Consider the following 21,950-nt stretch of genomic DNA (forward strand, 5'->3'; position numbering starts at 1 on the left):
GTTTGGTCAGCGATCGCCCGCTGCAGATTAGGCTCGCTGGGGTGGGGCTCGGCGACACATTTCTGGCGCTGACATCCGAGGCGGGGCCGCCCGGACTGTTTCCTGCGCGCCAGCAGATGGCGGTATCCCTGGGTTGGCACATTATCCTCGCGTGTTTCGGTGTCGCCTTTCCGACCGTCATCTACGTAATGCACCGGCGCGGCATCGTGCGCGACGATCCGGTCGCACTCGGCCTCGCCAAGCGGTGGGGCAAGGTGTCGGCGGTCCTGTTCGCCATCGGCGCGGTGTCCGGCACGGTGCTGAGCTTCGAGATGGGTCTACTGTGGCCGGGCCTGATGGGGCGTTTCGGCGATGTGCTCGGCCTGCCGTTCGCGTTCGAGGGCTTGTCGTTCTTCGTCGAGGCGATATTCCTCGGCATCTACCTGTACGGCTGGGACCGCATGCCGCCGCGGCGGCATTTGGCGATGCTGATCCCGATGGGTGTGGCCGGCATCGTGGGCACGTTCTGCGTGGTGTCGGTCAATGCCTGGATGAACCATCCCACGGGGTTCGCGGTACGCGACGGCGTCGTGACCGACATCAACCCGTGGCGGGCGATGTTCAACGACGGTGTCTGGTTTCAGTTTCTGCACATGTGGCTGGCGGCGTTCATGGTGGTCGGCCTTGTCGTGTCGGGCGTGTATGCGGCCGGCCTACTGCGCGGGCGGACCGACGCGCACCATCGCCTCGGCTTCACGGTGCCGTTCGTGTTCGGAACGGTGGCCGCCATCGCCCAGCCGATCGTCGGTCACATACTCGGCATGCGGATCGCCGACACACAGCCGGCGAAGCTGGCGGCGTTCGAGCTTGCCGAGACGACTGAGGGGCCTGCGCCGTTTCGGTTGGGCGGCCTGCTGATCGACGGCGAGGTGCGCTGGGCGTTGGAGATACCGCGACTCGGCTCGATAATCGCGCGCAACTCGTTCGACAGACCGGTGCCCGGTTTGGACACGGCTCCCGAGTCCGACTGGCCGCCGGTGAACATCACCCACCTGTCCTTCCAGTCGATGGTGGTCATCGGCACGCTGCTGGCGGCAGGCGTCGTCATGTACTGGTTACTCCGTTGGCGCGGTATCGATCTATTGAACAACCGTTGGTTCCTTCGGTTTTCGGTGATCGCAGGACCACTGGCCATTCTTGCGGTCGAACTCGGCTGGGTTGCCACCGAAGTCGGCCGCCAACCGTGGACGGTGTGGCAGGTACTTCGCACCACCGATGCCGCCAGCACGAACGCCGGCCTCTGGTGGAGCTACCTCGGCGTCCTCGTCATCTATCTGGGCATGACGGTCGGGGCGTACGTCGTGTTGCGTTCCATGGCGAAGCGGTGGCGTACCGGTGAGACCGACCTGCCGAGCCCGTACGGGCCCCCGCGGGAGGAGACGGCGTCGTGACGCTGGCGTCGGTGGTGGCGATGGCGATGTTCGTCGGCGTCGTTGTGTACGCATTGTTCGCGGGGGCCGACTTCGGCTCGGGCTTCTACGACCTCACCGCCGGATTCGACGAACGTGGCAGTGAAATCCGCACTCTCGTCGACACCAGCATCGGGCCGGTGTGGGAAGCCAACCACGTCTGGCTCATCTACATCCTGGTGATGTGGTGGACGGGCTTCCCAACCACATTCGCCGCCGCGACCACCACCCTCTTTATCCCGCTCCTTCTGGCGCTTGCGGGGATCGTGTTGCGCGGAGCGACGTTTGCGTTCCGCAAGTATTCGGAGACCTTCGCGCAGGCCCGCCTCTTCGGCGCGATCTTCGCGGCGTCGTCGGTGATCACGCCGTTCTTCCTCGGCGCCGCGGCAGGCGCGATCGCGTCGGGTCGGGTACCCGCCGACGGATATGGCGACCTCGTCGGATCGTGGATAAACCCCACCTCGATGGTCGGCGGGTGTCTGGCCGCCACCACATGTGTCTTCCTCGCCGGGGTGTTCCTCACCGCCGACGCGGCCCGCGCAGGCAGCACGGCACTGGCCGAGCGACTGCGTATCCGCACACTCGCGGTCGGCGTTGCCACCGGCGTCGTCGTGTTCGCGGGACTCTATCCCGTTGCTCACGACGCTCCCACGTTGAGCCACGGGTTGCGCACGGTCGCGTCACCGTTACTGGCACTGGCGGCGGTGGCGGGTGCGGCGACCCTCGCCCTGCTGTATCGCCGAAAGTACTCTCCGGCAAGGATTTCCGCGGTCGTCGCCGTCGGCTCGGTGGTCACCGGATGGGGAGTCGGTCAGTATCCGTGGCTGCTGGTCGATCAGGTCACCATCGACGACGCCGCGGGCGCCGACTCCACACTGGTCGGGCTGCTGATCGTCGTCGGGCTCGCGGGTGTGATCGTGCTGCCCGCATTGACCTACCTCTTCCGGCTCACCCAGCAGTGGAACCGCGCCTGAACTTTCGCCTCCCTGCGTCGGCACCGAGCGCCGCATCGATGAGGCGCGGACTCAGCACGTGGTCGAGCACCATGGTGGCGCTGCCGACGACACCGGACCGGTCCCCGTAGGTGGTCGGCACCACGTGCAGCACGCGGGTCGCCAGCGCGGTCGCGTTGCCGTACAACGTTTCCCGCAGGCCTGCCACGAAGATGTCGTACGCCCTTGCCATATCGCCCGCGACAACCAGCAGCGCGGGGTTCAGTAGATTCACCGCAGCAGCGAGGACCTCGCCGACATGTCGCCCGCTGTCGCGGATCAACCTGCGCGCTTCGGCGTCACCGCCGTTGGCCAACTCCACGACGTCGCGGATATGGCCGACCGCGCGGCCCTGCTGTGTCAGCGCCAGCACCAGTGCCCAACCGCCCGCGATCGCTTCCAGGCAGCCGGTGTCGCCGCATCGGCACGGCACCCCGTCGGCCGCTGGCGTCTTGTTGTGACCGAACTCCCCGGCAGCCTGCACGGCGCCGCGCTGTAGCGAACCGCCGGCGATGATGCCTGCGCCGAGACCTGTCGAGGCCTTGATGACCAGCACATCGTCGACGGCTTGACGGTCGCCCCGTCGTTCCGCCAGCGCAATGACGTTGACGTCGTTGTCGAGAATGACGGGCGCATCGGTCAACTCGGCGAAATACGGCGCCAGCGGCACCCCGTCCCAGCCGCTCATGATCGGCGAGTCGAGGCTGCAGCCACGCTGCTGATCGACGGTTCCGGGCAGGCACAACCCCACGCCGTGAATGCGGACATCCCGATGCCCGTCGAGGAGGACGTCGAGCCTCTTGACCACGTCGGGCATCAGCTCGTCGGGACCGATGCCGATCTCCTGGTCGATGTCACCTGCAGCCAAGATCTCGCCGGCGAGGTTGCACACCGCGAGCCGGGTTCTGCTGCGCCCGATCGCGGCGGCGAGCACGACTCCGGCGTCGGCGTTGAACGTCAGCAGCGCGGCGGGACGGCCGCCCGTGGACGGCGCTTGTTCACGCTCAACGATCAGACCCTGATCTGCGAGTGCCGCGACGCGTGCGGCCACAGCGGTGCGGGACAACCCAGTCTGGTCACCGATTTCCGTACGGGTCGTCGCACCCGCGGCGCGGATCAGGCCATAGATATCGCCGGCCGTGGCGGCCGTCGAACTTCGGGAAAAGGCCATGTCATCGATTCACAGAGGTTGATTCGCGGTCGATTCCAATCGTAACCTGCCTCACTTTTACCGTCAAAATGCGTAAGTCAGTTTGCCGACAGCCGTAAGTCTGGTTAGCGTGGCCAAGGTCCAACCACAGGAAGGTCCACGTTCTTGACCATCTCCCTTGACCGGCCCTCGACGACCCCGGTCTCCGTTGTCGCTCCTGCACCCTCGGTGCGGTGGCTTGCGGTGCTGGCTCTCGCCATCGGCGGCTTCGGCATCGGAACCACCGAGTTCGTCGCGATGGGGTTGCTTCCTGATATCGCCTCCAGCTTCGCCATCTCCGAACCGACCGCAGGCCACGTCATCTCCGCGTATGCGCTCGGTGTGGTGGTCGGAGCGCCGCTGTTCGCCGCACTGACCGCACGGATGCCGCGAAAGACGGTGCTGTTGGGGCTGATGGCGGTCTTCACGCTGAGCAACCTGGCCAGCATGTTCGCCCCGTCGTACGAGGTGCTGATCGCCGCGCGTTTCGTTGCCGGCCTGCCGCATGGGGCGTTCTTCGGTGTCGCCGCGATGGTGGCCTCCTTCCTGATGGGACCGCGCAATCGGGCCAAGGCGGTGGCGCACGTGATGACCGGGTTGACCGTCGCGACCGTCGTCGGCGTGCCGATGGCTTCCTGGCTGGGCCAGGCCCTCGGCTGGCGCAGCGCATTCGGTCTGGTGGTGGCGGTCGGCGTGATGACGCTGACCGCGATCGCATTCTGGCTCCCTCCGCTGCGGTCGATGCACGTGACAAGCCCGCTGACCGAGCTGGGCGCGCTCAAACGCGTGCAGGTGTGGTTGGCGATGCTGGTGGGCATGATCGGATTCGGCGGAATGTTCGCCGTGTACACCTACATCAGCACGACGATGACCGATGTCGCAGGCATGCCCCGTGCGCTTGTTCCGTTGGCGCTCATGGTCTTCGGCTTCGGCATGGTGGTGGGCAACCTGGTCGGCGGCAAAATGGCAGATGTTTCGGTCGTTCGCGGTCTGTACCTGTCGATGACGGCCCTCGGCCTCGCGCTGACGGTGTTCGTGGTGGCTTCCCACAACCCGTGGACGGCGTTGCTGGTGTTGTTCGCGATCGGCACGGCCGGCTCGGCGATGGGGCCTGCACTGCAGATCCGGCTGATGGACGTCGGACACGACGCGCGCACGCTGGCCGCCTGCCTCAACCACTCGGCGCTGAACATGGCCAACGCGATCGGCGCCCTGGTCGGCGGGCTGGTCATCGCCGCGGGTTACGGCTATACCGCCCCGGCGACCGCGGGCGCGCTGCTCTCCGCGGCGGGGATCCTGATTCTCACCGGCTCGTTCGCGCTGCAGCGACGGACCGACGCAGCAAAAGGATCGAATCGGTGATCGTGACGGGCGACGCCTTCTACCGTGAGCGAATGCTCATGTCCCGGAAACTGTTATGCGCCGCCTACGCCGCGATCGCTCTCGTCGCACTAGTGGCCACCTGGAGCCAGAACATCCTCTTCTTCGGCGGCGGCGGGAGCTTCTTGGGTTTCTGGGAAGCCACCAAGGCCAATCACGCGACCCGGTCGATCACCGTCGACATCGCGCTGCTGTTGCTCGCGGTGGCGATCCTGATGGTGATCGAGGCGCGCAGGCTCGGCGTGAAATTCGTGTGGGCCTACATCATCGGCGGGTTCTTGATTGCGATCAGCGTGACGTTCCCGTTGTTCCTGCTGGCCCGTGAACTGCGCTTGGAGAAGTCGGATGCGACCGAGCTTCGAAACGTCGACTCGGTCCTGCTTGCCGCGCTCGCCGGCTTCACGCTGGCGTTCACCATCTGGGTCGACGTGGTCTGATCACTAACCGCTGTGGGCGGCGACCCTGGCACGCTCGGTCATCGAGGCGATCACGCCGCCGTCGTTCAGGATGTCGGTACCGGTGAGGTAGCCGGCCTTGTCGCTCGCGCAGAACGCCAGCAGGGCGGCCATCTCCTCCGGCTTACCCCAACGCGGCACCGCCGCGTCGGCGACCATGGCGCCAGCGCCGGCTTCCGCCTCCAATAGACCCATTTCGGTGTCGACCGATCCGGGCGAGACGGACAGGATGCGCAGGCCCTTGCCGTTGAACCGTTCGCACTGCGCAACGGAGTACCACCGGACGAAGCTCTTGCTCACCGCATAGGCGATTCCGGACTGCATCTCCTCGGGAACGACGCTGCACGCCGCCAGCATGTCGGCCATGAAGGCATCCGCGTCCTGCAGCGCCTGCGGGAATCGCGCTGTGGGAATCATGTTCTCCGGCAACATATGTGCCGCCATCGAGGCCACGTTGACGATCGCGCCGCCCTCGCCCGCGGCGGCGAAGAAGGCCTCGTTCACGTTGACCGTGCCGACCGCGTTGGTCCGCATGACGTATTCGGCCGAGCCCATGCTGGGGCTGACACCGGCGGCATGGATCACCGAGGCGATCGCGCCGAGCGTGGACGCGGTGTCCAGCAATCCGTCGACCGCCCTGCGGTCGGTGACGTCGCAGTTGACGGCGGTGACGGTGATGCCGAGGCCGTCCAGCGTTTTCGCCGCCTCGTCGAGACGGTCCTGCCGGACGTCGCAGAGGACAAGGGTGTGGTCCCGCCCGACGACCTTCGCCGTCGCAAGGCCCATTCCGCCCGCACCACCGGTGATCACCGAAACTGAAGTCATGGCGGGAGCCTAGCCGGGCGCCGGATTCGGTCAGTCGATCGCGTCGAGCACCCCCGCCACCGCATCGGCGATGGCGGTGCGCGCCGGAGCGAGGTACTTTCGCGGGTCGGTCACCGACTCGTCGGACGCGAGGTGTTCGCGCACGGCGGCGGTGAACCGGACATTGAGCAAGGTTCCGACATTGATCTTGGTGATGCCTGCACTCACGGCCCTGCGAAGATCCTCGTCCGCCACCCCCGAAGAGCCATGCAGCACAAGCGGAACGGGCACCGCCGACCGCAGCTGGGCAATGAGGTCAAACTCCAACGATGCGGTCCGCTCCGACATCGCGTGGGAGCTGCCGACCGCGACCGCCAGCGCGTCGACTCCCGTGCCGGTTACGAATGCGGCCGCCTCTGCGGGGTCGGTGCGCACCCCTGGCGCGTGCGCGCCGTCCTTTCCGCCTACCTCGCCCAACTCGGCTTCGAGGAAGATGCCCCGGTCGTGTGCCCAGTCCGCGGCCGCCCTTGTTGCCTCGACATTGGCGTCGTAGGCGAGTTTGGCGGCGTCGAACATTGCTGAGCTGACGCCGTTTTCGGCACCGGCGTGCAGCAGCGCCACGTCCTCGACGTGGTCCAGGTGAACCGATGCAGGGACGCCTGCCGCCGCGGCGACCGCTGTGGTTGCGGCGGCTATCGGCGCCAGCCGACCGTGGTGGAATTTCACCGCGTTCTCGCTCAACTGCAGGATCACCGGCCGATTGGCCTCTTCGGCGCCTGCGACGATCGCCTCCGCGTACTCCAGCGTGATGACGTTGAAGGCCAGCACGCCCGTGCCGGCGCGATAGGCGGCGGCGACCAGGTCGGCGGTCCGAGCGAGTGGCATGGGAGTCCTTCATGATCGCTTGACATGGCTCCAACGAAACGCAACTATATCCATCACATTCCAATACGACAAGAAGGGTTGGTCGAGCGGCGACATGCGCGGCAACTTGTTCGTCGGCCTGGACGTCGGGACCAGCACCAGCAAGGCCGTCGTCTTCACCGTTGACGGCGAGCCGGTTGCGTCCGGGCGCGCCACTACTCCGTGGACGGTGACGACCTCGGGCGCGGAACTCGATGCGAACGCCTTGCTCGACGCGGCGAAATCCGCGGTGGCAGAAGCCTTGGCCGACTGTCCTGCCGCAGCGATAGGCGGGCTCGGAGTAGCAAGCCTCGCCGAGTCCGGCGTCCTGCTCGACCAACACGGCGACCCCGTGGCTCCCGTCATCGCGTGGCACGACACTCGCGATCATGCAGAGCTGACGGGATTGACTGAAACCGTTGGCGCGCAGACCTTCTCGGCCACCACCGGCCTGCCGCTTCGGCAGCAGTGGTCGCTGACCAAGCACCGGTGGCTGATCGACAACGTCCCTGCCGCGCGCACCGCGGTACGCCGACTCAACGTCGCGGAATGGATTGTGCGTGGGCTCGGAGGCGACGAGGCCACAGAACAGTCACTCGCTTCCCGAACCGGATGGCTGCGTCTGGCGCAACGCGACTGGTGGCCGGACACGTTGGAGTGGTCAGGAGCCGGCCGGTCGTTGATGCCACCGCTGGTGACGGCGGGGACGCCGTTGGGCCGGGTAGGAGCCGATGCGGGGCTACCAAGGTTGGCAGGAGCGGTTCTCACCGTCGCGGGCCACGATCACCAGGCTGCCGTCGTCGGAGCAGGCGCCGACGGACCCGGCGACGAGCTGGACTCGTGCGGTACCGCCGAAGCGCTGGTCCGGACCATCGCGCCGGGCCTGCACCCCGACGTCGTCGCCGACCTCGCCGAAGCGGGCATCACCACCGGTTGGCACGCAGTCGCCGACCATTGGTGCCTGCTCGGCGCAACGCAGGGCGGGCTTGCGCTGCAACGCATCCTCGCGCTGCTCGGGAAGGACAGCACCGACCTTCCGGCGCTGGATTGCGATGCAATCGCGTTGCCCATGCCCGAAATGCGCCTGTCAGCACCGGCATTCGGCAGTCTAGACATCCTTGGCATTACCGACGACGCCAACCCCGCTCGACTGTGGCGCGCCGCCCTCGAAGCTGTCACCGACCAGGCTGCCGAGATCCATGACGCAATGAGTGCCGTCAGCGGTGCACACCGGACGTTGGTGGTCACCGGTGGCTGGTCACGCAGCGCCGGGCTCGTCGCCGTCAAGCGGCGCCGGTTCGGCGACTTCGTACTGTCCGACGTCGACGAGGCCGGCGCGCGCGGCGCTGCGCTACTTGCGGCTAAGGCGGCTGCCGCGTGACCGACAACCTCGACGCCCGCGCCCCCTACGCCGACCAGCGGAAGAACCACATCATCGACCGCCTCCGCAGCAGCGGCCGCATCGACGCGGTGCACATCGCCGAATCCCTTGGCGTAACCGGCGAGACGATACGCAAGGATCTCATTTCGCTGGAGCGCCAGGGTCTGCTGCGCCGCGTGCACGGCGGCGCAGTGCCCGTCCAATCGCTGGCTTTCGAGCCGTCGGTCGAGACTCGAACGCAGTTGGCGTCGGAGAAGCTCCGCATCGCAGAGGCGGCGCTGAACCATCTGCCTGCACAGGGGTCGGTGCTCATCGACGCCGGATCCACGACGGCCAAATTGGTCGAGATCTTTCCCGGCGACCGCGACCTGACGGTGTACACCAACACCGTTCCCCTGGCGATGTCGCTGCTGACTCGGCCGCGGCTCACCGTCTTCACCCTCGGGGGCCGGCTGCGCAGCGTCACCTTCGCCGAGGTGGGTGACTGGGCTGCGCGAGCGCTGGCCGAGATCAATGTCGACGTCGCATTCCTCGGCACCAACGGAATCTCCGTCGAACGGGGACTGACCACTCCCGACCCCGCCGAGGCGGCCGTCAAGCGGCTGATGCTGGGCTGTGCCGCCAAACGAGTCCTGATGGCCGACCACAGCAAGTTCGGGGAGGTGAAGGGCACTAATCACGGCAACCTGAGTGACATCGACGTCCTGATCAGCGATACCGGCCTCGCCGACGACCACTACACGCGATTGCTCAGCGCCGGAATCGAAGTGGAGCGCGCATGATCGTCACCGTTACGCCGAACCCGAGCGTGGACCGGACCGTGCTCATCGACGACATCGTGCTCGGTTCGGTCAATCGCGGCCGACGCAGCTGGACCGAACCCAGCGGCAAGGGCGTCAACGTCGCCCTGGCGCTGCACGCCCGCGAGGTACCTGTCCGAGCCGTTGTGACAGCAGGCGGTTGCGCCGGCGCGCAGTTGCAGCAGATGCTCGGTGCCGCAGGGCTGGATACCGCCGTCGTTCCGATCGGCGCCGAGATCCGGAGCAACATCAGCCTCACCCAGCCGAACGGTTCCGTCACCAAGATCAACGAGCCGGGTCCCCGCCTCAGCAAGGACGAGGCCGACCAACTGCTCCGCGCCGTCACCGAAACCATCTGCGACGCAGAGTGGCTGGTCTGCGGCGGCAGCCTGCCCGCAGGCCTACCCGCAGGCTGGTACGGCGAACTCGTCGAACTCGGACACCGCAGCGGCGTCCGGGTAGCCGTTGACACGTCGGGGCGGGCACTGGCCGAAACCCTCTCCGCGGAACCCGATCTGGTGAAGCCGAACGTGCACGAACTCGCCGACCTGACCGGCCGGGTGCCACGGACTCTCGGCGAGGTCGTCGAATCCGCTCAGGAGGTATGCCGTCGCGGTGCCCGCACCGTGTTGGCCAGCCTCGGCGCAGATGGCGCGATCCTCGTCGACGCCACCGGCGCCGTATGGGGTCGCGCACCGGTGCACAGGGTGATCAGCACCGTCGGCGCCGGTGACGCCATGCTCGCTGGCTTTCTCAGCTGCCCGCACGACCGTAGCGACGCGTTGGCCACCGCCTTGCAGTGGGGCGCCGCTGCAGTTCAGAACGAAGGAACTCTGTTCTCGGCCAACGCAATCAATACCGCAGTGACGATCAGCACCACGATCGATCCCAACCGACAGCTGACGAGGAGCGTCGAATGAGCTCAACCATGGAGGCCGTGGTCATTCACGGCCGCGAGGACTACCGGCTCGAGCGGATTCCAGTGCCGGAGCCCGGTCCCGGCGAGGCACTCGTCAAGGTACAGGCCGTCGGAATCTGCGCCAGCGACCTCAAATGCTTTCACGGCGCGCCCATGTACTGGGGCGACGGGCCCATACCGCCCAACGTCGACCTGCTCGTCACGCCGGGTCACGAGTTCGTCGGCGAGATCGTCACCGTCGACGACCTCGGCCGACAGCGGTGGGGTGTGGACACCGGTGATCGCGTCGTGGCCGAACAGATCGTTCCGTGCTGGAAGTGCCGGTTCTGTCGGCGCGGCCAGTACTGGATGTGCGCGCCGCACAACATCTTCGGCTTTCGCCGCAGCGTGAACGGGGCGATGGCGGAGTACATGATCTATCCCGCGGACGCCATCGTGCACAAGGTGTCACGCGACATACCGGCCGCGCATGCGGCGTTCGCCGAACCGCTCTCCTGCGCACTGCACGCTGTCGAACGCGCATCCATCTGTTTCGGCGATGTTGTCGTGGTCGCCGGCTGCGGTCCGATCGGACTCGGCATGATCGCAGGCGCACGAGCCAAGAGCCCGGCCCATGTGATCGCCTTGGATCACATACCGGAGAAGCTCGACCTGGCTGCCGAATGTGGAGCCGACATCACCCTGAATGTCGGCACCGACAACGCCGAGTCAGTGGTGCGTGACTTGACCGAGGGCTACGGCGCCGACGTCTACCTCGATGCCACGGGGCATCCCTCCGCTGTCCCGCAGGGCCTGAACCTGTTGCGCAAGTTGGGCCGCTATGTCGAATACGGCGTGTTCGGCTCGCCGGTCACCGTCGACTGGACAATCATCAGTGACGTCAAGGAACTCGACGTACTCGGCGCCCACCTCGGCCCCTACTGCTGGCCGACGGCGATCTCGATGATCGAGGCGAAAGTCCTGCCGCTGGATCGGATTTGCAGCCACCAGCTTCCGCTGAATGACTTCCGTGCCGGAATCGACCTCGTCGGCCGCGGCGATGCCTCCGTCAAGGTGAGCCTGCTGCCGGGCGCAGAATGACCACCAGGAAGAGTCAATGACCGTCACCGTCGACGAGCTCGTGGTCGCTGATCCGGCGGACGCCTGGACAGCGGCGGGGTTCAGCGTCGATTCCGACGCCGTCTGTCGGGTCGGCGGAGTACGGATCCGACTGGTCGGCCGCGACGCCCAAACGGGCGTAGCCGGGTGGTCGTTGCGCGGGCTGCCGTCGGGCGGCGCGTTCGATGACCTCGACGGCATCCCGACGACGCGATCGAGCGCGGTCGGTGTGGAACCGCGCCGCGAACGCGAAGGCGAACTCGGCGGTCGGCCGATCCGACAGATCTTCTTCCGGTTCGGGGACGTGATCATCGAGGCCGTCGGTTCGCCGGGTGCGGCAAGCGAGGGTCCGTCGACGCTCTGGGGGATCACCTACGTCGTCGCCGACATCGACACGACCGCGTCGTTCTTCGCAGAGAACACGACACCGGTCAAGGACGCGGTGCAGCCCGGGCGCCGGATCACCACGCTGCGCCATCACGAGCTCGGGATGTCGGTCCGGTCGGCGATGATCTCGGCGCGTCGCTGAGCCGACTGCTCGACGCTGTTGCCTATCCTCGGCGCATGACCGGAAACGTCGTGGTCATCCACACCGACGGCGGGTGCCGTCCCAACCCCGGTCCCGGCGGCTGGGGCGCTGTGCTGCGATTGCGTGAGCACGTTCGCGAGATGTGCGGAGGTGACCCCGGCGAGACGAGCAACAACCGGATGGAGTTGACCGCGCCGATCATGGCACTCGAGGCGCTCACCAGGCCCGTGGTGGTGCACCTCTACACCGACAGCACCTATGTCCGCAACGGCATCACCAAGTGGGTGCTCGGCTGGGAACGCAGCGGCTGGACGACCGCCGCCAAGCAGCCGGTGAAAAACGTCGACCTCTGGCAGCGGCTGCAAGCGGCCTGTGCGCGCCACCAGGTCGAATGGTTCTGGGTGAAGGGACATTCGGGCGTCGCCGACAACGAGTTGGCCGACGAGCTGGCGACGCGCGGTCTGTTGGAAGCCATCGACGCTTCCGGGTAATCGTCGAGGCCGGCCCGCCGAGTCTGATGTCGCCGCCAGCGCGGCTCCTAGTCTGATGTCGCCGCCAGCGCGGCTCCGAGGGTCAGGCAGGTTTGTGGAACGTGTAGACCTTGTACTGGACAAGGCCGAGCTTCGACAGCCATTTCATCCACCGCGTGCCCACGATCATCGTCTTCTGAGCGTCCGCTGACCCCTGCTCGCGAAAGAACTTGATCAGGAACGGATACGTCGGCAACGTGTTCTTCCGGATGTTGCGATTGGCGTCGAGTTGCAGCCCCGCACGTTTGCCCATCGACCTGTAGGACCGGAGAGGCACGTTGCCGAGCGTTCCGTAGGACTTCGCGATCTGGGCCCGGACCGCCGTCCAGATCGGGGTCTTGCCGAAGAACGACATGGTCGGAACGAAGTCGGACACCGCCAGGTAGCCGCCCGGCTTCAGCACCCGGGCGGCCTCGGCGAGGAACTTCTCACGCGACGGGAAGTGGAAGATGCATTCGACGGCCAGGACGCGGTCGAAGGAGTTGTCTTCGAACGGCAGCGCACACGCGTCGGCTTCGACCCAGTCGATCATGTTTCCGTTGGTGGGCCTGGTCTGAGCATCGGCTGCTGCGAGCTGGCGCGGGTCGATGTTCAGGCCGGTCAGATCCATGTCGGAATGTGCGGCATTGATCTGTTGGATGGTTCCGCCGAACCCACAGCCGACATCGAGCAGCTTCTGACCGTCAGCGACCTTTCCGGCCTCGAACAGGACGGCGTTCATCTGCTCCATGGCGGCGATGTAGTCGGCCCGCGTGCCTGCGGCAGCCTTGGGATCCTCCCAATACCCCCAGTGCACCTGGTGCTCGAACATCTGGCCGGTCTCGCCGCCGTCCTGGCGCTCGTCGATGAGCAAGTCGAAGTAGGGCAGGTCAGTCATCTGCGGAAATTATCATGATCTGGGCTCGCTTCCAGGTAAGCAGCGCCGGTCAGAGGCGTAAAAGTTGAAGGCCGCGAAGGTATCTCGGGCCGGGGTCACAGGGTGGGCATGAATTCGGCGAGCGCGAGGATCATGAACACCACCAAGGCGAGCCCGATCAACCCGCCGGCGGGAATCATCATCACGCACACCGTCACCCAGACGAGCAGCCTCAGCCATTCGAACGGCTGATTCCCCATCACACCGCCACGCCATTCCCGGAACGTGTGGTAGATCGCCCATGCACCCGCTCCGGCGGCGGCAACCGCGATGATCCGCAATCCGTCCGGCGTCGCCGCCAGGGCGACGCTCGCCATGATCGCTACGGCCGCAAGGCGAGCCCACATCGTCGCCCGCATCTCAACAAGCTGCGGCACAGTTGAGCCCTCGAACAGCCGATTCGGTTCGCCGCGGTAGCGCGGGACGCGGCCATCAATGCCCAACAGCCGCCAGATCCAACGCGACCAGACGGTCCGAAGACCAAGATGGTCTGCCACCCGCCGGGCATCGGCGGCCGACTCCGCCATCATTCGACGCGAATGTCCACTTCGCCAGTAGGCGGACTTGAAAGTCCGGCGCGGGATACCGAACTGTCGCGCAAATGACCGCGGTGGAGTGAATATCTCGCCCATCAGCCAGCGAAGAAAAAGTGGAAACAGAATCGCATATGCCACACGTTTAAAGCGCCCCGAATGCTGTATATGCTCGGTCAGGTAGTCGTCAGCGAATGTAATGTGGCGGGCTTCTTCAGCCAGATGGATATAGGTGACCTTGTTCAGCAATGGAGGTATCTGTGGCCCCCTCCGTTGAATCAGTGTCTGTTGATAGTGAACTGGCTGTTCGCCACAAAGGACCCCTATGAAGAGCATGATGCTCAGGTATCCGCTGAGGAAACCCACGATGGGACCCAAAAACCGCGATATCCGCCGCATGCCAGGTACATCTTGGTCATTGCGATTGATGAACTCCTGGAACATTTGGATGTGGTTGCATTCATCGGTGACCTCATGCAGCAGATACCGGAACATTGGATCGGAATTTCGCAGCCTTCCAGCGTGATGCGCGACGCCGCGGATTAGTATCATCTCGAATTGAATTCCGACTTTGAACGTATTCGCGGTGATCCAGCGGCCCATCTCAATGCGTTGCTTCAAGGGCTGTTGGGCGTACCAATCCGTGGCCGCGAGCGGAGCGGTATCCGGCTCCAGCTGCCAACGAGGATCGTTTCCGTCAAAGGCGTTCTCGGGTGCGTCCCAGTCGATGTCAACGAACGGATCGAAACTCAGACGGGTCGTCGCACGAGAGAGTGTTTCCACCCTTTCGACGAACGGGTCGTCTGTCATGTCATCCCCGTCGCTGACGGCTGTCATTTCTCCATCCACAAGTTATGCACGGCAAGAACGAACAGTGGCGGTGTTTTCATGGCGATGAAATGCTCGCACCGGCACCGGCCTGTTGGCGTGCAGGCAACGCGCGTGTCGCGCGTCGGTTTGGTAACGCAGACGGCACCTTTCGATATCGCCGACGGCATGGGCCCTGCCGCGCAATGGCGAAACGAATGCGGAAACGCTACTCCCAGACGACTTCGTCGGGCGTCTTGTCCGGCCGCAGTCCCCGCCAGCTCGGCTGGCGAAGCCGGTCGTCGGACGTGCGTTCGCTGTAACGGACTTCGCCGACCAACTCCGGCCTGACGAAGGTGACGCCCTTGGCATCCTGGGTGGAAAGTCGTGCATTGAAGGGTGATTCGTTGGTCTCGAGCGGCTTGAGCGCGGACTTCAAACTCTTGAGTGCCTTGTCGGTGAAGCCCGTGCCGACGCGGCCGACGAACTGCAGGCCACCGTCGGCGGGTATCCCGAGCATCAGCGCCCCGATACCGCTGGACCGGCCGCCCTCGCCCTGCCGCCAGCCTCCGATGACCACTTCCTGGGTGTTCCAGATCTTGTCTTTGATCCACGACGACGACCGTCGACCGGGTTGGTAGGTGGAGTCGCGCTTCTTGGCGATGACACCTTCCCACCGCTGTTCGCGCGCATGCTCGAGCGCTTGCGGCCCGTCGCCGGGCAGTGCGGGCGGCACGATCACTCCCCCAGCGTCCCCGAGCGTTTCCAGCAGTTGCCTGCGGTCGGAGTACTTGGCCCGCAACAGCGATCGACCGTCCAGATGCAGGATGTCGAACGCCCAGAACTCGACGCGAGTTGATCGGGCACGGTTCTGCATCTCGCCGAAGCTGGGCACACCCGCCGCATCGAGCGCCACCGCCTCGCCGTCGAGGATCACGTGGTGGTCGGCGAGATCGGCGGCCAGCGCCTCGAATTGCGGATACTCGGCGGTGACATCGCGGCCGCGCCGTGAACGCACAGTGAGCTTGCCGTGGTCGGCGTCGACCAGAACGCGATAGCCGTCCCACTTGCCTTCGAATGCCCACTGCGTCTTCTTGAGCTTCTGCACGGAGCCTTCGGTGGAGAGCATCGGTGCGAGATCCCCTGAGGTGGGCCGCTTCTGCTCCTTCATCCGATGCGCAAGCCAGTTCTTGCCGTCGGTCTGGATCAATGCATAGCGGCCATCGATCCGGTCGCCGTGCAGGGTGACGATCACCTCGCCGCCCTTCGCCGGTCCGTCGGGGCCGTTGTCGTTGAACTTCTCGGTCTCATAGTTGCCGGAGTCCCAAATGATGACCTTGCCGCCGCCGTACTCGCCCTTGGGAATCGACCCTTCGAACGTCCCGTATTCGAGTGGGTGGTCCTCGGTGTGCACGGCGAGGTGGTTGACCGCCGGGGTCTCCGGCAGGTTCTTCGGCACCGCCCACGACACCAGCACGCCGTCACGCTCGAGCCGGAAGTCGTAGTGCAGCCGTCGCGCGTGATGCTCCTGGATGACGAAGGTGTCGTCGTTACCCGTCGCGGGCGCCTTCTTCGGAACCGGCTCAGGGGTTTTCGCCGCGTCGCGCATGCTGCGGTACGTCGTCAGCCTGTCCGACTCGGGTACGGGTTCGTCGAGCCCCTCGAGCAGATCGCCGTCCCGCTCGACGCGTTCGAGTACCTCGTCGAAGCGGAGGTGGCGAAGGTCGGGGTCTTCGATCTCCTCCCAGCTGCGCGGCGCGGCGACCGTGGGTTCCTCGCGTCCGCGCATCGAATACGGCGCGATCGTCGTCTTCGCCGCACTGTTCTGGCTCCAGTCGAGGAACACCTTGCCTGCACGCAGGCTCTTGGTCATCGTCGCGGTCACCTGTTTGGGCATCGTCTTTTCCAGCTGCTGGGCGATGCGCTTCGCCAGCACCGACGCGCCACGGGAACTCACCGGCTCGGCCAGTGGCACGTAGAGGTGCAGGCCCTTGCTGCCGCTGGTCAACGGATACGTCGTCAGCCCGATGTCGGTGATGAAATCTCGTACTTCGTGTGCCACCTCGCACAGCTGACGGAACGTGACGTCGTCGCCGGGATCCAGGTCGAACACGATTCGGGTGGCGGGCCCGGGTACCTTCTCGGCTCCTCGTTCGCGACTCCACGAGTCGATGAACCGCCACTGCGGCACATGCACTTCCAGTGACGCCTGCTGGGCGATCCACGCCAAGCCGTCGACGCTGTCGATGACCGGATAGGTCGTCGTGCCGGACCTGTGAGTGATGGACGCCCGGTCCAGCCAGTCCGGTGCGGAACTGGCGAGCTGCTTCTCGAAGAAGGCCGGCTCGTCGACGCCATTGGGCCAACGCTTGCGGGTGACGGCTCGGCCCGCGATGTGCGGGATCATCGCCTCGGCGATGCTGACGTAGTAGTCGAACACCTCGGCCTTGGTCGTACCCGTCGCCGGGTACAGCACCTTGTCCGGGTTGGTCAGCTTCACCCGGCCGATTCGATCCACCACGCCAAGGTAATACCCGCTGTACCGTTGGGTGATGAGGCGAATTGTCGCTGCCTCCCTGATGGCGGCCGCTGCTCTGGTAGGCGGGGCGCCAATCGCCGCCGCCGATCCCGCCGATCTGGTGCCCTACTGCTCGGGCGATCAGACCCCGATGGACAACAACTGCCGGGAGATGGCGCACCAGGTGTTCACACACGACGCCGAGGGCGCGAACCCGCAGGTGGGCCTCGGCACCAATCCGGGCGTCGAACCCGTCACCTAGGAACTACTCGTTGAGTCTGCAGTGAGGGCGGAAAATCGGGCTGAATCCCGCCCTACGCGCAGAGTCAACGCTCAGAACTAGTCGCCGCCGATTTCTATGACGGGCATCGGCGCTGTCGGCACCTCGGCGATCGCCATCTTGGCGGCCGAGTCGGTCGGGATGACGTCGCGGGCTAGCGCCGCAAGGGCTTTGTTCGTGCCGACATCGTGGCCGGCCTGCTCGCTGAGCAGCCACCGGATTTCGAGCAGATCGCAGTAGGCCTGGATCGCGGTGCCCTTTCCCCCGACGACGTCGTGAGCCACCCGTTCGTAGGGCGTCACGACCTCGATCACCCATAACCGGGCGGCGGTCGACTCGTCGACGTCATGTCCCGCCTCCTGACACAGCTGCGCTTGATAGGCGCGCAGGTCGCCGAGCAGTATGCGCGCCTGTCCCTCGCCGACGTCGAGGCCGGTGAGCTCGCGCAGCCGTTGCGCGTGATAGCGCCGATCACCCACGGCGACATGAACTTTGAGCCGGCTCGGATCATCGCTGACGGGTTGCAGCGATATCTCGTCGACGGCGAAGCCCAAATCGTTCAGGCGCCTGATGGTGCCCTCGACGCGGTAACGGTCGGTGAAGCCGAATACCGGTTCGGCGTGCAGCAGGTCCCACAGCGTCTCGTAGCGAACCCGCACCTGCTCGGCCTCGGCGATCAGCTGGTCCTGCAACGACTCCGGCGTGCCGAGCCGCTCCGCCAGATCGACCATGCCCATCGCCACGTTCTCCACCGTGATGTCGAGATCGTGCTGGCGTTGCCCGTTGCTCAGGCTTGGGTGCACCTCGGATGTTTCGGCGTCGACGAGCCAGGCCGCCAGCAGCTGCCCATCACGGGAGAACAGCGTATTGGCCAGCGAGCAGTCCCCCCAGAACACGCCGTGCCGGTGCAGTTCCACCAGCAGGCCGGCCATCCCGTCCAGCAGCCGCGCCCGGTGTTTGGGTTGGTCCGGCGGCAACCGCATGAACAGCCGGCGGTACTGCCAGGACCCCTCGAGGTAGCGGGTGACCAGGATCGCGGTGTCGAACTCCGGCTGAAGCACCAGACCGGCCGGCCGCACAGCGGGCAGCTCCATCTCCTCGAGCCTGCGCAGCACGTCGTATTCCTTGGCCGCGATCCGGGCGGGCATGTCCTTGACCGCCCAGAGGGCATCGTCGGCCTCGACGAACTTCACCAGGTGACGGCTGGGTCCGACGGCGATGTCGCGCAGTGGAACATCGGGGACGTTCCACTGCGACAACGGCCGGTCCCATGGCAGCGCGAGCAGCCCCGGAGTCGGCGCCCGGAGCCGAAACTCCGGTGCATTCACGTCAGGTCAATTCAGGCGTTCGCCGGTCTTCGGGTTGAACAGGTGTACCGCACCTTCGGGGTTCTTGCGCAGCCGCACCGTGTCGGCCAGCTTCGGCGCGGTACGCGGGTTGCACCGAGCGACGAGTTCGACCCCCGAACCCGCGTGGGTGTACACGTACGCCTCGCTGCCGAGGTCCTCGACCAGGTCGACAACGACGTCAACCCCGCCATCGTCGGAGATCTCGAGCTGCTCGGGCCGGATGCCGAAGGTGACCTCCGACAGACCCGCCTCGCTGACCTTCGCGACGTCGTCGCGCTCCAATTCCAGCACGGAGTCGCCGATCTTCACACCGCTGTCGCTGACGGGCAGGTCCACCAGGTTCATGGCGGGCGAACCGATGAAGCCCGCGACGAACGCATTCGCCGGGCGATCGTAAAGCTCGTTGGGCGCGGCGAACTGCTGCAGCTTTCCGAAGCGCAGCACGGCCACCCGATCGCCCATCGTCATGGCCTCGACCTGATCGTGCGTGACGTACACGGTGGTGGTGCCGAGCCGCCTTTGCAAAGCGGCGATCTGGGTACGCGTCTGCACGCGAAGCTTGGCGTCGAGGTTGGACAGGGGCTCGTCCATGCAGAACACCTGCGGCTCGCGGACGATCGCGCGGCCCATCGCCACGCGCTGCCGCTGACCGCCGGAGAGCTTGGCCGGCTTTCGATCCAAGTGCTCGGTCAGGTCGAGGATCTTGGCGGCGTCCTCGACCTTCTTGCGCCGCTCCGCGGCCGACACACCACGCAACTTCAGTGCGAAGCCCATGTTCTCGGCGACCGTCTTGTTGGGGTACAGCGCGTAGTTCTGAAAGACCATCGCGATATCACGGTCCTTCGACGGCACGCCCGTCATGTCCTTTCCGCCGATCTCGATGGCGCCCTCGTCGATGTCCTCGAGCCCGGCGAGCATGCGAAGCGCGGTGCTCTTGCCCGAGCCCGACGGCCCGACCAGCACGACGAACTCACCGTCGGAGATGTCGAGGTTGAGAGAGTCGACCGCGAGCTTGTCCGACCCCTCGTAGATGCAGGTGGCGTTCTTGTACGTGATTGCAGCCATGGTTGTTTCCGTTCTCTTGTGAAAGTGAAGAGTTACTTGATCGCGCCGAACGAGAGCCCGCGCACCAGCTTGTTCTGAGCGAGCCACCCGCAGAGGATCACGGGCAGCGCCGCCATGGTTGCCGCCGCCGACAACACGGCCCAGTACTGACCCTCACCGGCGATGAAGCCGACGAGGTAAACCGGCATGGTCTGAGCGTTCACCGCGGTGAGGTTCACCGCGAGGAAGAATTCGTTCCAGGCGAAGATGACGCAGATCAGTGCGGTGGCGGCGATGCCTGGCGAGACCAACGGCAGGATCACCTCACGCACCGAGCGCCACAGGCTGGCGCCGTCGAGGCTGGCGGCCTCGAGCAGTTCGCCCGGTACCTCGAGGAAGAACGACCGCATCATCCAGACGGCGATCGGCAGGTTCATCGACGTGTAGAGGACGACCAGAGCCCAGATGTTGTCCAGCAGACCCAGATTGGACACGATCACGTACAGCGGCAGGATCGCAGCCACCACGGGCAGCATCTTGGTGCTCATAAAGAAGAACAACGCATCCGAGGTCTTGCGGACGGGCCGCAGCGACAGGGCGAACGCCGCGGGCACGCCGAGCAGCAACACCAGGATCGTCGACATGGCGGTGGCGAACACCGAGTTCAGCATCGCAGGCCCGATGCCCTGGTCGAACACCGCTGCGAACTGATCCAGCGTCGGCGTGAAGAAGAACGTCGGCGGGTTGGTCGCCGCGTCGCTCTCCTGCTTGAACGCTGTCAGCACCATCCAGAGCACCGGGAAGAAGAAGCCGAGGCCGACGAGCCAGGCCACTATTCCCCACGGGCTGAACTTCCTGGACTTCTTCTTGCGCACCGGGGCGGCATCGTCTGTCGCCGTGGTTCTTTCGACAGTTGTAGTCATCAGGCTGCCTCTTCCTTGCCGGAGAATGATTTGAAGATCAATCGAAGCGCGAAGCTGGCGATGATCATCGTGAAGATCACGACCACCACGCCCATCGCCGCGGCCTGGCCCATGTCGAACCCGAGGAACGCGCGTTGATAGATGTAGAACGGCAGGTTCGCGCTGGCGACACCGGGTCCGCCCTGCGTCATCATGAAGATCGCGTCGAAGGTGTTGACCAGGTAGACGGCGCCGAGCACGACGCCCAGTTCGATGAAGCGACGCAAGTGCGGCAGCGTCAACTCGCGGAAGAGTTGGAACGCGGTCGCGCCGTCCACCCGCCCCGCCTCGAGTTGGTCACGGGGCATGGACGTCAGGCCAGCGAGGATCAGCAGCATCATGAACGGCGTCCACTGCCAGATCAACTCGACCATCACCATGGTCAATGGGAACTGACCGATCCAGTCGACAGGGCCGATGCCGACGAGCGACAGCACCCAGTTGAGGATGCCGTTGTTCGGGTCGAGGATCGTCGTCTTCCAGATCAGCGCTCCCGCAACGGGTGTGATGAGGAACGGTGTGATCAGCAGCGTTCGCACCACACCCCGGCCGAGAAATGCGCGATCCAGTAGCAGCGCGATGAGCAAGCCGAGCAGCGCCGAGATCAGCACGACCCCGACGATCAGGATGACGGTGTTGCCCGCCACCGACCAGAACTGACTGTCCTGAACCACCGCGATGTAGTTGTTCAGCCCGACGAATTGCCGCGAGCCGGGACGCACCAGGTTCCACGACAACGTCGAGTAGTACAGGGTGAACAGGAACGGCACCTGTGTCACCGCGATCATGAAGATCAGCGCGGGCAGCAGCGGCCCGCGCCGTCGCCACCCTTCGGCGCGACTCACGCCGACGTCTTGAGACTCCTTGATTTTGCGAACCCGTTCGGCGACGGCATTCTCATCGGCTTTGGCCGTGGTGTCAGCGGTTAAGGTCATCACTTCTCCTGGTAGCTCTTGCCGACGACCTCGGCATACAACTGTGCTTGTTCCATCGCGGCGTCGACGGACTTCTGCCCGGCGATCGCCGCACTGATCTGCTGGCTCACCCGCGTCCCCAGATCCTGGAACTCGGGAATCCCGACGAACTGCACACCGGTGTACGGCACCGGCTGAA

21 protein-coding genes and 1 pseudogene are annotated in these 21,950 nt (G+C 65.5%); 11 read left to right on the forward strand and 11 right to left on the reverse strand.

The window, feature by feature from the left end:
- Positions 1–41: 41 nt before the first annotated feature.
- Both QOJ24_RS10050 and QOJ24_RS10055 read left to right on the forward strand, forming a co-directional pair.
- Positions 42–1,430 carry a cytochrome ubiquinol oxidase subunit I gene (locus QOJ24_RS10050; RefSeq protein ID WP_526260843.1) on the forward strand — a complete coding sequence of 463 codons (1,389 nt, stop codon included), beginning with the start codon at positions 42–44 and terminating at the stop codon, positions 1,428–1,430.
- Entirely contained in the window at positions 1,427–2,422 is a 996-nt protein-coding gene (locus QOJ24_RS10055; RefSeq protein WP_526260844.1) for a cytochrome d ubiquinol oxidase subunit II, read from the forward strand. The genes QOJ24_RS10050 and QOJ24_RS10055 overlap by 4 nt, the downstream gene beginning before the upstream one ends.
- On the opposite strand, the gene QOJ24_RS10060 is transcribed toward QOJ24_RS10055, so the two are convergent.
- Positions 2,397–3,611, reverse strand: a complete 1,215-nt coding sequence (locus QOJ24_RS10060; protein WP_526260845.1) for an ROK family protein — start codon at positions 3,609–3,611, stop codon at positions 2,397–2,399. The genes QOJ24_RS10055 and QOJ24_RS10060 overlap by 26 nt on opposite strands.
- A 144-nt stretch (positions 3,612–3,755) precedes the next feature.
- Here QOJ24_RS10060 and QOJ24_RS10065 point away from each other — a divergent pair, with 144 nt between their 5' ends.
- Together QOJ24_RS10065 and QOJ24_RS10070 are read left to right on the forward strand one after the other, a co-directional pair.
- The gene (locus tag QOJ24_RS10065) at positions 3,756–4,991 is read left to right on the forward strand and encodes an MFS transporter (protein ID WP_526260846.1); all 1,236 of its coding nucleotides are present in this window, start codon (positions 3,756–3,758) and stop codon (positions 4,989–4,991) included.
- Complete coding sequence (locus QOJ24_RS10070) at positions 4,988–5,446, forward strand: DUF2834 domain-containing protein (protein ID WP_526260847.1); 459 nt, start codon at positions 4,988–4,990, stop codon at positions 5,444–5,446. Before QOJ24_RS10065 ends, QOJ24_RS10070 begins: the two co-directional genes overlap by 4 nt.
- 3 nt (positions 5,447–5,449) lie before the next feature.
- On the opposite strand, the gene QOJ24_RS10075 is transcribed toward QOJ24_RS10070, so the two are convergent.
- Positions 5,450–6,289 carry an SDR family NAD(P)-dependent oxidoreductase gene (locus QOJ24_RS10075; protein ID WP_526260848.1) on the reverse strand — a complete coding sequence of 280 codons (840 nt, stop codon included), beginning with the start codon at positions 6,287–6,289 and terminating at the stop codon, positions 5,450–5,452.
- A gap of 30 nt (positions 6,290–6,319) precedes the next feature.
- Positions 6,320–7,153 carry a class II fructose-bisphosphate aldolase gene (locus QOJ24_RS10080; RefSeq protein WP_526260849.1) on the reverse strand — a complete coding sequence of 278 codons (834 nt, stop codon included), beginning with the start codon at positions 7,151–7,153 and terminating at the stop codon, positions 6,320–6,322.
- A gap of 94 nt (positions 7,154–7,247) precedes the next feature.
- Between QOJ24_RS10080 and QOJ24_RS10085 the strand changes: the two genes are divergently transcribed.
- The 6 genes from QOJ24_RS10085 to rnhA are packed head-to-tail and all read left to right on the forward strand — an operon-like array spanning position 7,248 to position 12,389.
- Positions 7,248–8,552: an FGGY-family carbohydrate kinase gene (locus QOJ24_RS10085; protein ID WP_526260850.1), complete on the forward strand. Its 1,305-nt coding sequence runs from the start codon at positions 7,248–7,250 to the stop codon at positions 8,550–8,552.
- Positions 8,549–9,334, forward strand: coding sequence for a DeoR/GlpR family DNA-binding transcription regulator (locus QOJ24_RS10090; RefSeq protein ID WP_526260851.1), 786 nt, complete (start codon positions 8,549–8,551; stop codon positions 9,332–9,334). The genes QOJ24_RS10085 and QOJ24_RS10090 overlap by 4 nt, the downstream gene beginning before the upstream one ends.
- Positions 9,331–10,272, forward strand: coding sequence for a 1-phosphofructokinase (pfkB, locus tag QOJ24_RS10095; RefSeq protein ID WP_526260852.1), 942 nt, complete (start codon positions 9,331–9,333; stop codon positions 10,270–10,272). Before QOJ24_RS10090 ends, pfkB begins: the two co-directional genes overlap by 4 nt.
- On the forward strand, positions 10,269–11,351 hold the full coding sequence (locus QOJ24_RS10100; protein WP_526260853.1) for an alcohol dehydrogenase catalytic domain-containing protein: 1,083 nt from the start codon (positions 10,269–10,271) through the stop codon (positions 11,349–11,351). Before pfkB ends, QOJ24_RS10100 begins: the two co-directional genes overlap by 4 nt.
- A gap of 16 nt (positions 11,352–11,367) precedes the next feature.
- Positions 11,368–11,898 (forward strand): glyoxalase, encoded by a 531-nt coding sequence (locus tag QOJ24_RS10105; protein ID WP_526260854.1) that lies wholly within the window; start codon positions 11,368–11,370, stop codon positions 11,896–11,898.
- Between the two features lie 35 nt (positions 11,899–11,933).
- A complete protein-coding gene (rnhA, locus tag QOJ24_RS10110; RefSeq protein ID WP_526260855.1) occupies positions 11,934–12,389 on the forward strand; it encodes a ribonuclease HI in 456 nt (151 codons plus the stop codon).
- A gap of 82 nt (positions 12,390–12,471) precedes the next feature.
- On the opposite strand, the gene QOJ24_RS10115 is transcribed toward rnhA, so the two are convergent.
- The 3 genes from QOJ24_RS10115 to QOJ24_RS10125 all read right to left on the reverse strand — a co-directional run bounded on the left by QOJ24_RS10115 (position 12,472) and on the right by QOJ24_RS10125 (position 17,205).
- A complete protein-coding gene (locus tag QOJ24_RS10115; RefSeq protein WP_526260856.1) occupies positions 12,472–13,305 on the reverse strand; it encodes a class I SAM-dependent methyltransferase in 834 nt (277 codons plus the stop codon).
- A 95-nt stretch (positions 13,306–13,400) separates the two neighbouring features.
- On the reverse strand, positions 13,401–14,714 hold the full coding sequence (locus QOJ24_RS10120) for a diiron oxygenase (RefSeq protein WP_526260857.1): 1,314 nt from the start codon (positions 14,712–14,714) through the stop codon (positions 13,401–13,403).
- A 199-nt stretch (positions 14,715–14,913) separates the two neighbouring features.
- Positions 14,914–17,205 (reverse strand): ATP-dependent DNA ligase, encoded by a 2,292-nt coding sequence (locus QOJ24_RS10125; RefSeq protein ID WP_526260858.1) that lies wholly within the window; start codon positions 17,203–17,205, stop codon positions 14,914–14,916.
- A 31-nt stretch (positions 17,206–17,236) separates the two neighbouring features.
- On the opposite strand from QOJ24_RS10125, the gene QOJ24_RS10130 reads away from it, so the two are divergent.
- Positions 17,237–17,464 (forward strand): hypothetical protein, encoded by a 228-nt coding sequence (locus QOJ24_RS10130; RefSeq protein ID WP_526260859.1) that lies wholly within the window; start codon positions 17,237–17,239, stop codon positions 17,462–17,464.
- Positions 17,465–17,541: 77 nt separating this feature from the next.
- On the opposite strand, the gene QOJ24_RS10135 is transcribed toward QOJ24_RS10130, so the two are convergent.
- The 5 genes and pseudogenes from QOJ24_RS10135 to QOJ24_RS10155 form a co-directional block, all read right to left on the reverse strand.
- Entirely contained in the window at positions 17,542–18,810 is a 1,269-nt protein-coding gene (locus QOJ24_RS10135; protein ID WP_526260860.1) for a DUF4032 domain-containing protein, read from the reverse strand.
- A 6-nt stretch (positions 18,811–18,816) separates the two neighbouring features.
- On the reverse strand, positions 18,817–19,896 hold the full coding sequence (locus QOJ24_RS10140; RefSeq protein ID WP_526260861.1) for an ABC transporter ATP-binding protein: 1,080 nt from the start codon (positions 19,894–19,896) through the stop codon (positions 18,817–18,819).
- Between the two features lie 32 nt (positions 19,897–19,928).
- Complete coding sequence (locus QOJ24_RS10145) at positions 19,929–20,798, reverse strand: carbohydrate ABC transporter permease (RefSeq protein ID WP_526260862.1); 870 nt, start codon at positions 20,796–20,798, stop codon at positions 19,929–19,931.
- A complete protein-coding gene (locus QOJ24_RS10150) occupies positions 20,798–21,772 on the reverse strand; it encodes a carbohydrate ABC transporter permease (protein ID WP_526260863.1) in 975 nt (324 codons plus the stop codon). Before QOJ24_RS10150 ends, QOJ24_RS10145 begins: the two co-directional genes overlap by 1 nt.
- Positions 21,772–21,950, reverse strand: a pseudogene (locus QOJ24_RS10155) (sugar ABC transporter substrate-binding protein); the annotation flags it as partial. The pseudogene QOJ24_RS10155 and the gene QOJ24_RS10150, both read right to left, overlap by 1 nt.

This window comes from Mycobacterium sp. (assembly GCF_032159775.1).
GTDB lineage: Bacteria > Actinomycetota > Actinomycetes > Mycobacteriales > Mycobacteriaceae > Mycobacterium.

Coding starts and splice junctions, on each gene's coding strand:
- QOJ24_RS10060 (WP_526260845.1), bottom strand. CDS start 3,611: ATGGCCTTTTCCCGAAGTTCGACGGCCGCCACGGCCGGCGATATCTAT.
- QOJ24_RS10075 (WP_526260848.1), bottom strand. CDS start 6,289: ATGACTTCAGTTTCGGTGATCACCGGTGGTGCGGGCGGAATGGGCCTT.
- QOJ24_RS10080 (WP_526260849.1), bottom strand. CDS start 7,153: ATGCCACTCGCTCGGACCGCCGACCTGGTCGCCGCCGCCTATCGCGCC.
- QOJ24_RS10085 (WP_526260850.1), top strand. CDS start 7,248: ATGCGCGGCAACTTGTTCGTCGGCCTGGACGTCGGGACCAGCACCAGC.
- pfkB (WP_526260852.1), top strand. CDS start 9,331: ATGATCGTCACCGTTACGCCGAACCCGAGCGTGGACCGGACCGTGCTC.
- QOJ24_RS10100 (WP_526260853.1), top strand. CDS start 10,269: ATGAGCTCAACCATGGAGGCCGTGGTCATTCACGGCCGCGAGGACTAC.
- QOJ24_RS10105 (WP_526260854.1), top strand. CDS start 11,368: ATGACCGTCACCGTCGACGAGCTCGTGGTCGCTGATCCGGCGGACGCC.
- rnhA (WP_526260855.1), top strand. CDS start 11,934: ATGACCGGAAACGTCGTGGTCATCCACACCGACGGCGGGTGCCGTCCC.
- QOJ24_RS10115 (WP_526260856.1), bottom strand. CDS start 13,305: ATGACTGACCTGCCCTACTTCGACTTGCTCATCGACGAGCGCCAGGAC.
- QOJ24_RS10120 (WP_526260857.1), bottom strand. CDS start 14,714: ATGACAGCCGTCAGCGACGGGGATGACATGACAGACGACCCGTTCGTC.
- QOJ24_RS10130 (WP_526260859.1), top strand. CDS start 17,237: ATGAGGCGAATTGTCGCTGCCTCCCTGATGGCGGCCGCTGCTCTGGTA.
- QOJ24_RS10140 (WP_526260861.1), bottom strand. CDS start 19,896: ATGGCTGCAATCACGTACAAGAACGCCACCTGCATCTACGAGGGGTCG.
- QOJ24_RS10145 (WP_526260862.1), bottom strand. CDS start 20,798: ATGACTACAACTGTCGAAAGAACCACGGCGACAGACGATGCCGCCCCG.
- QOJ24_RS10150 (WP_526260863.1), bottom strand. CDS start 21,772: ATGACCTTAACCGCTGACACCACGGCCAAAGCCGATGAGAATGCCGTC.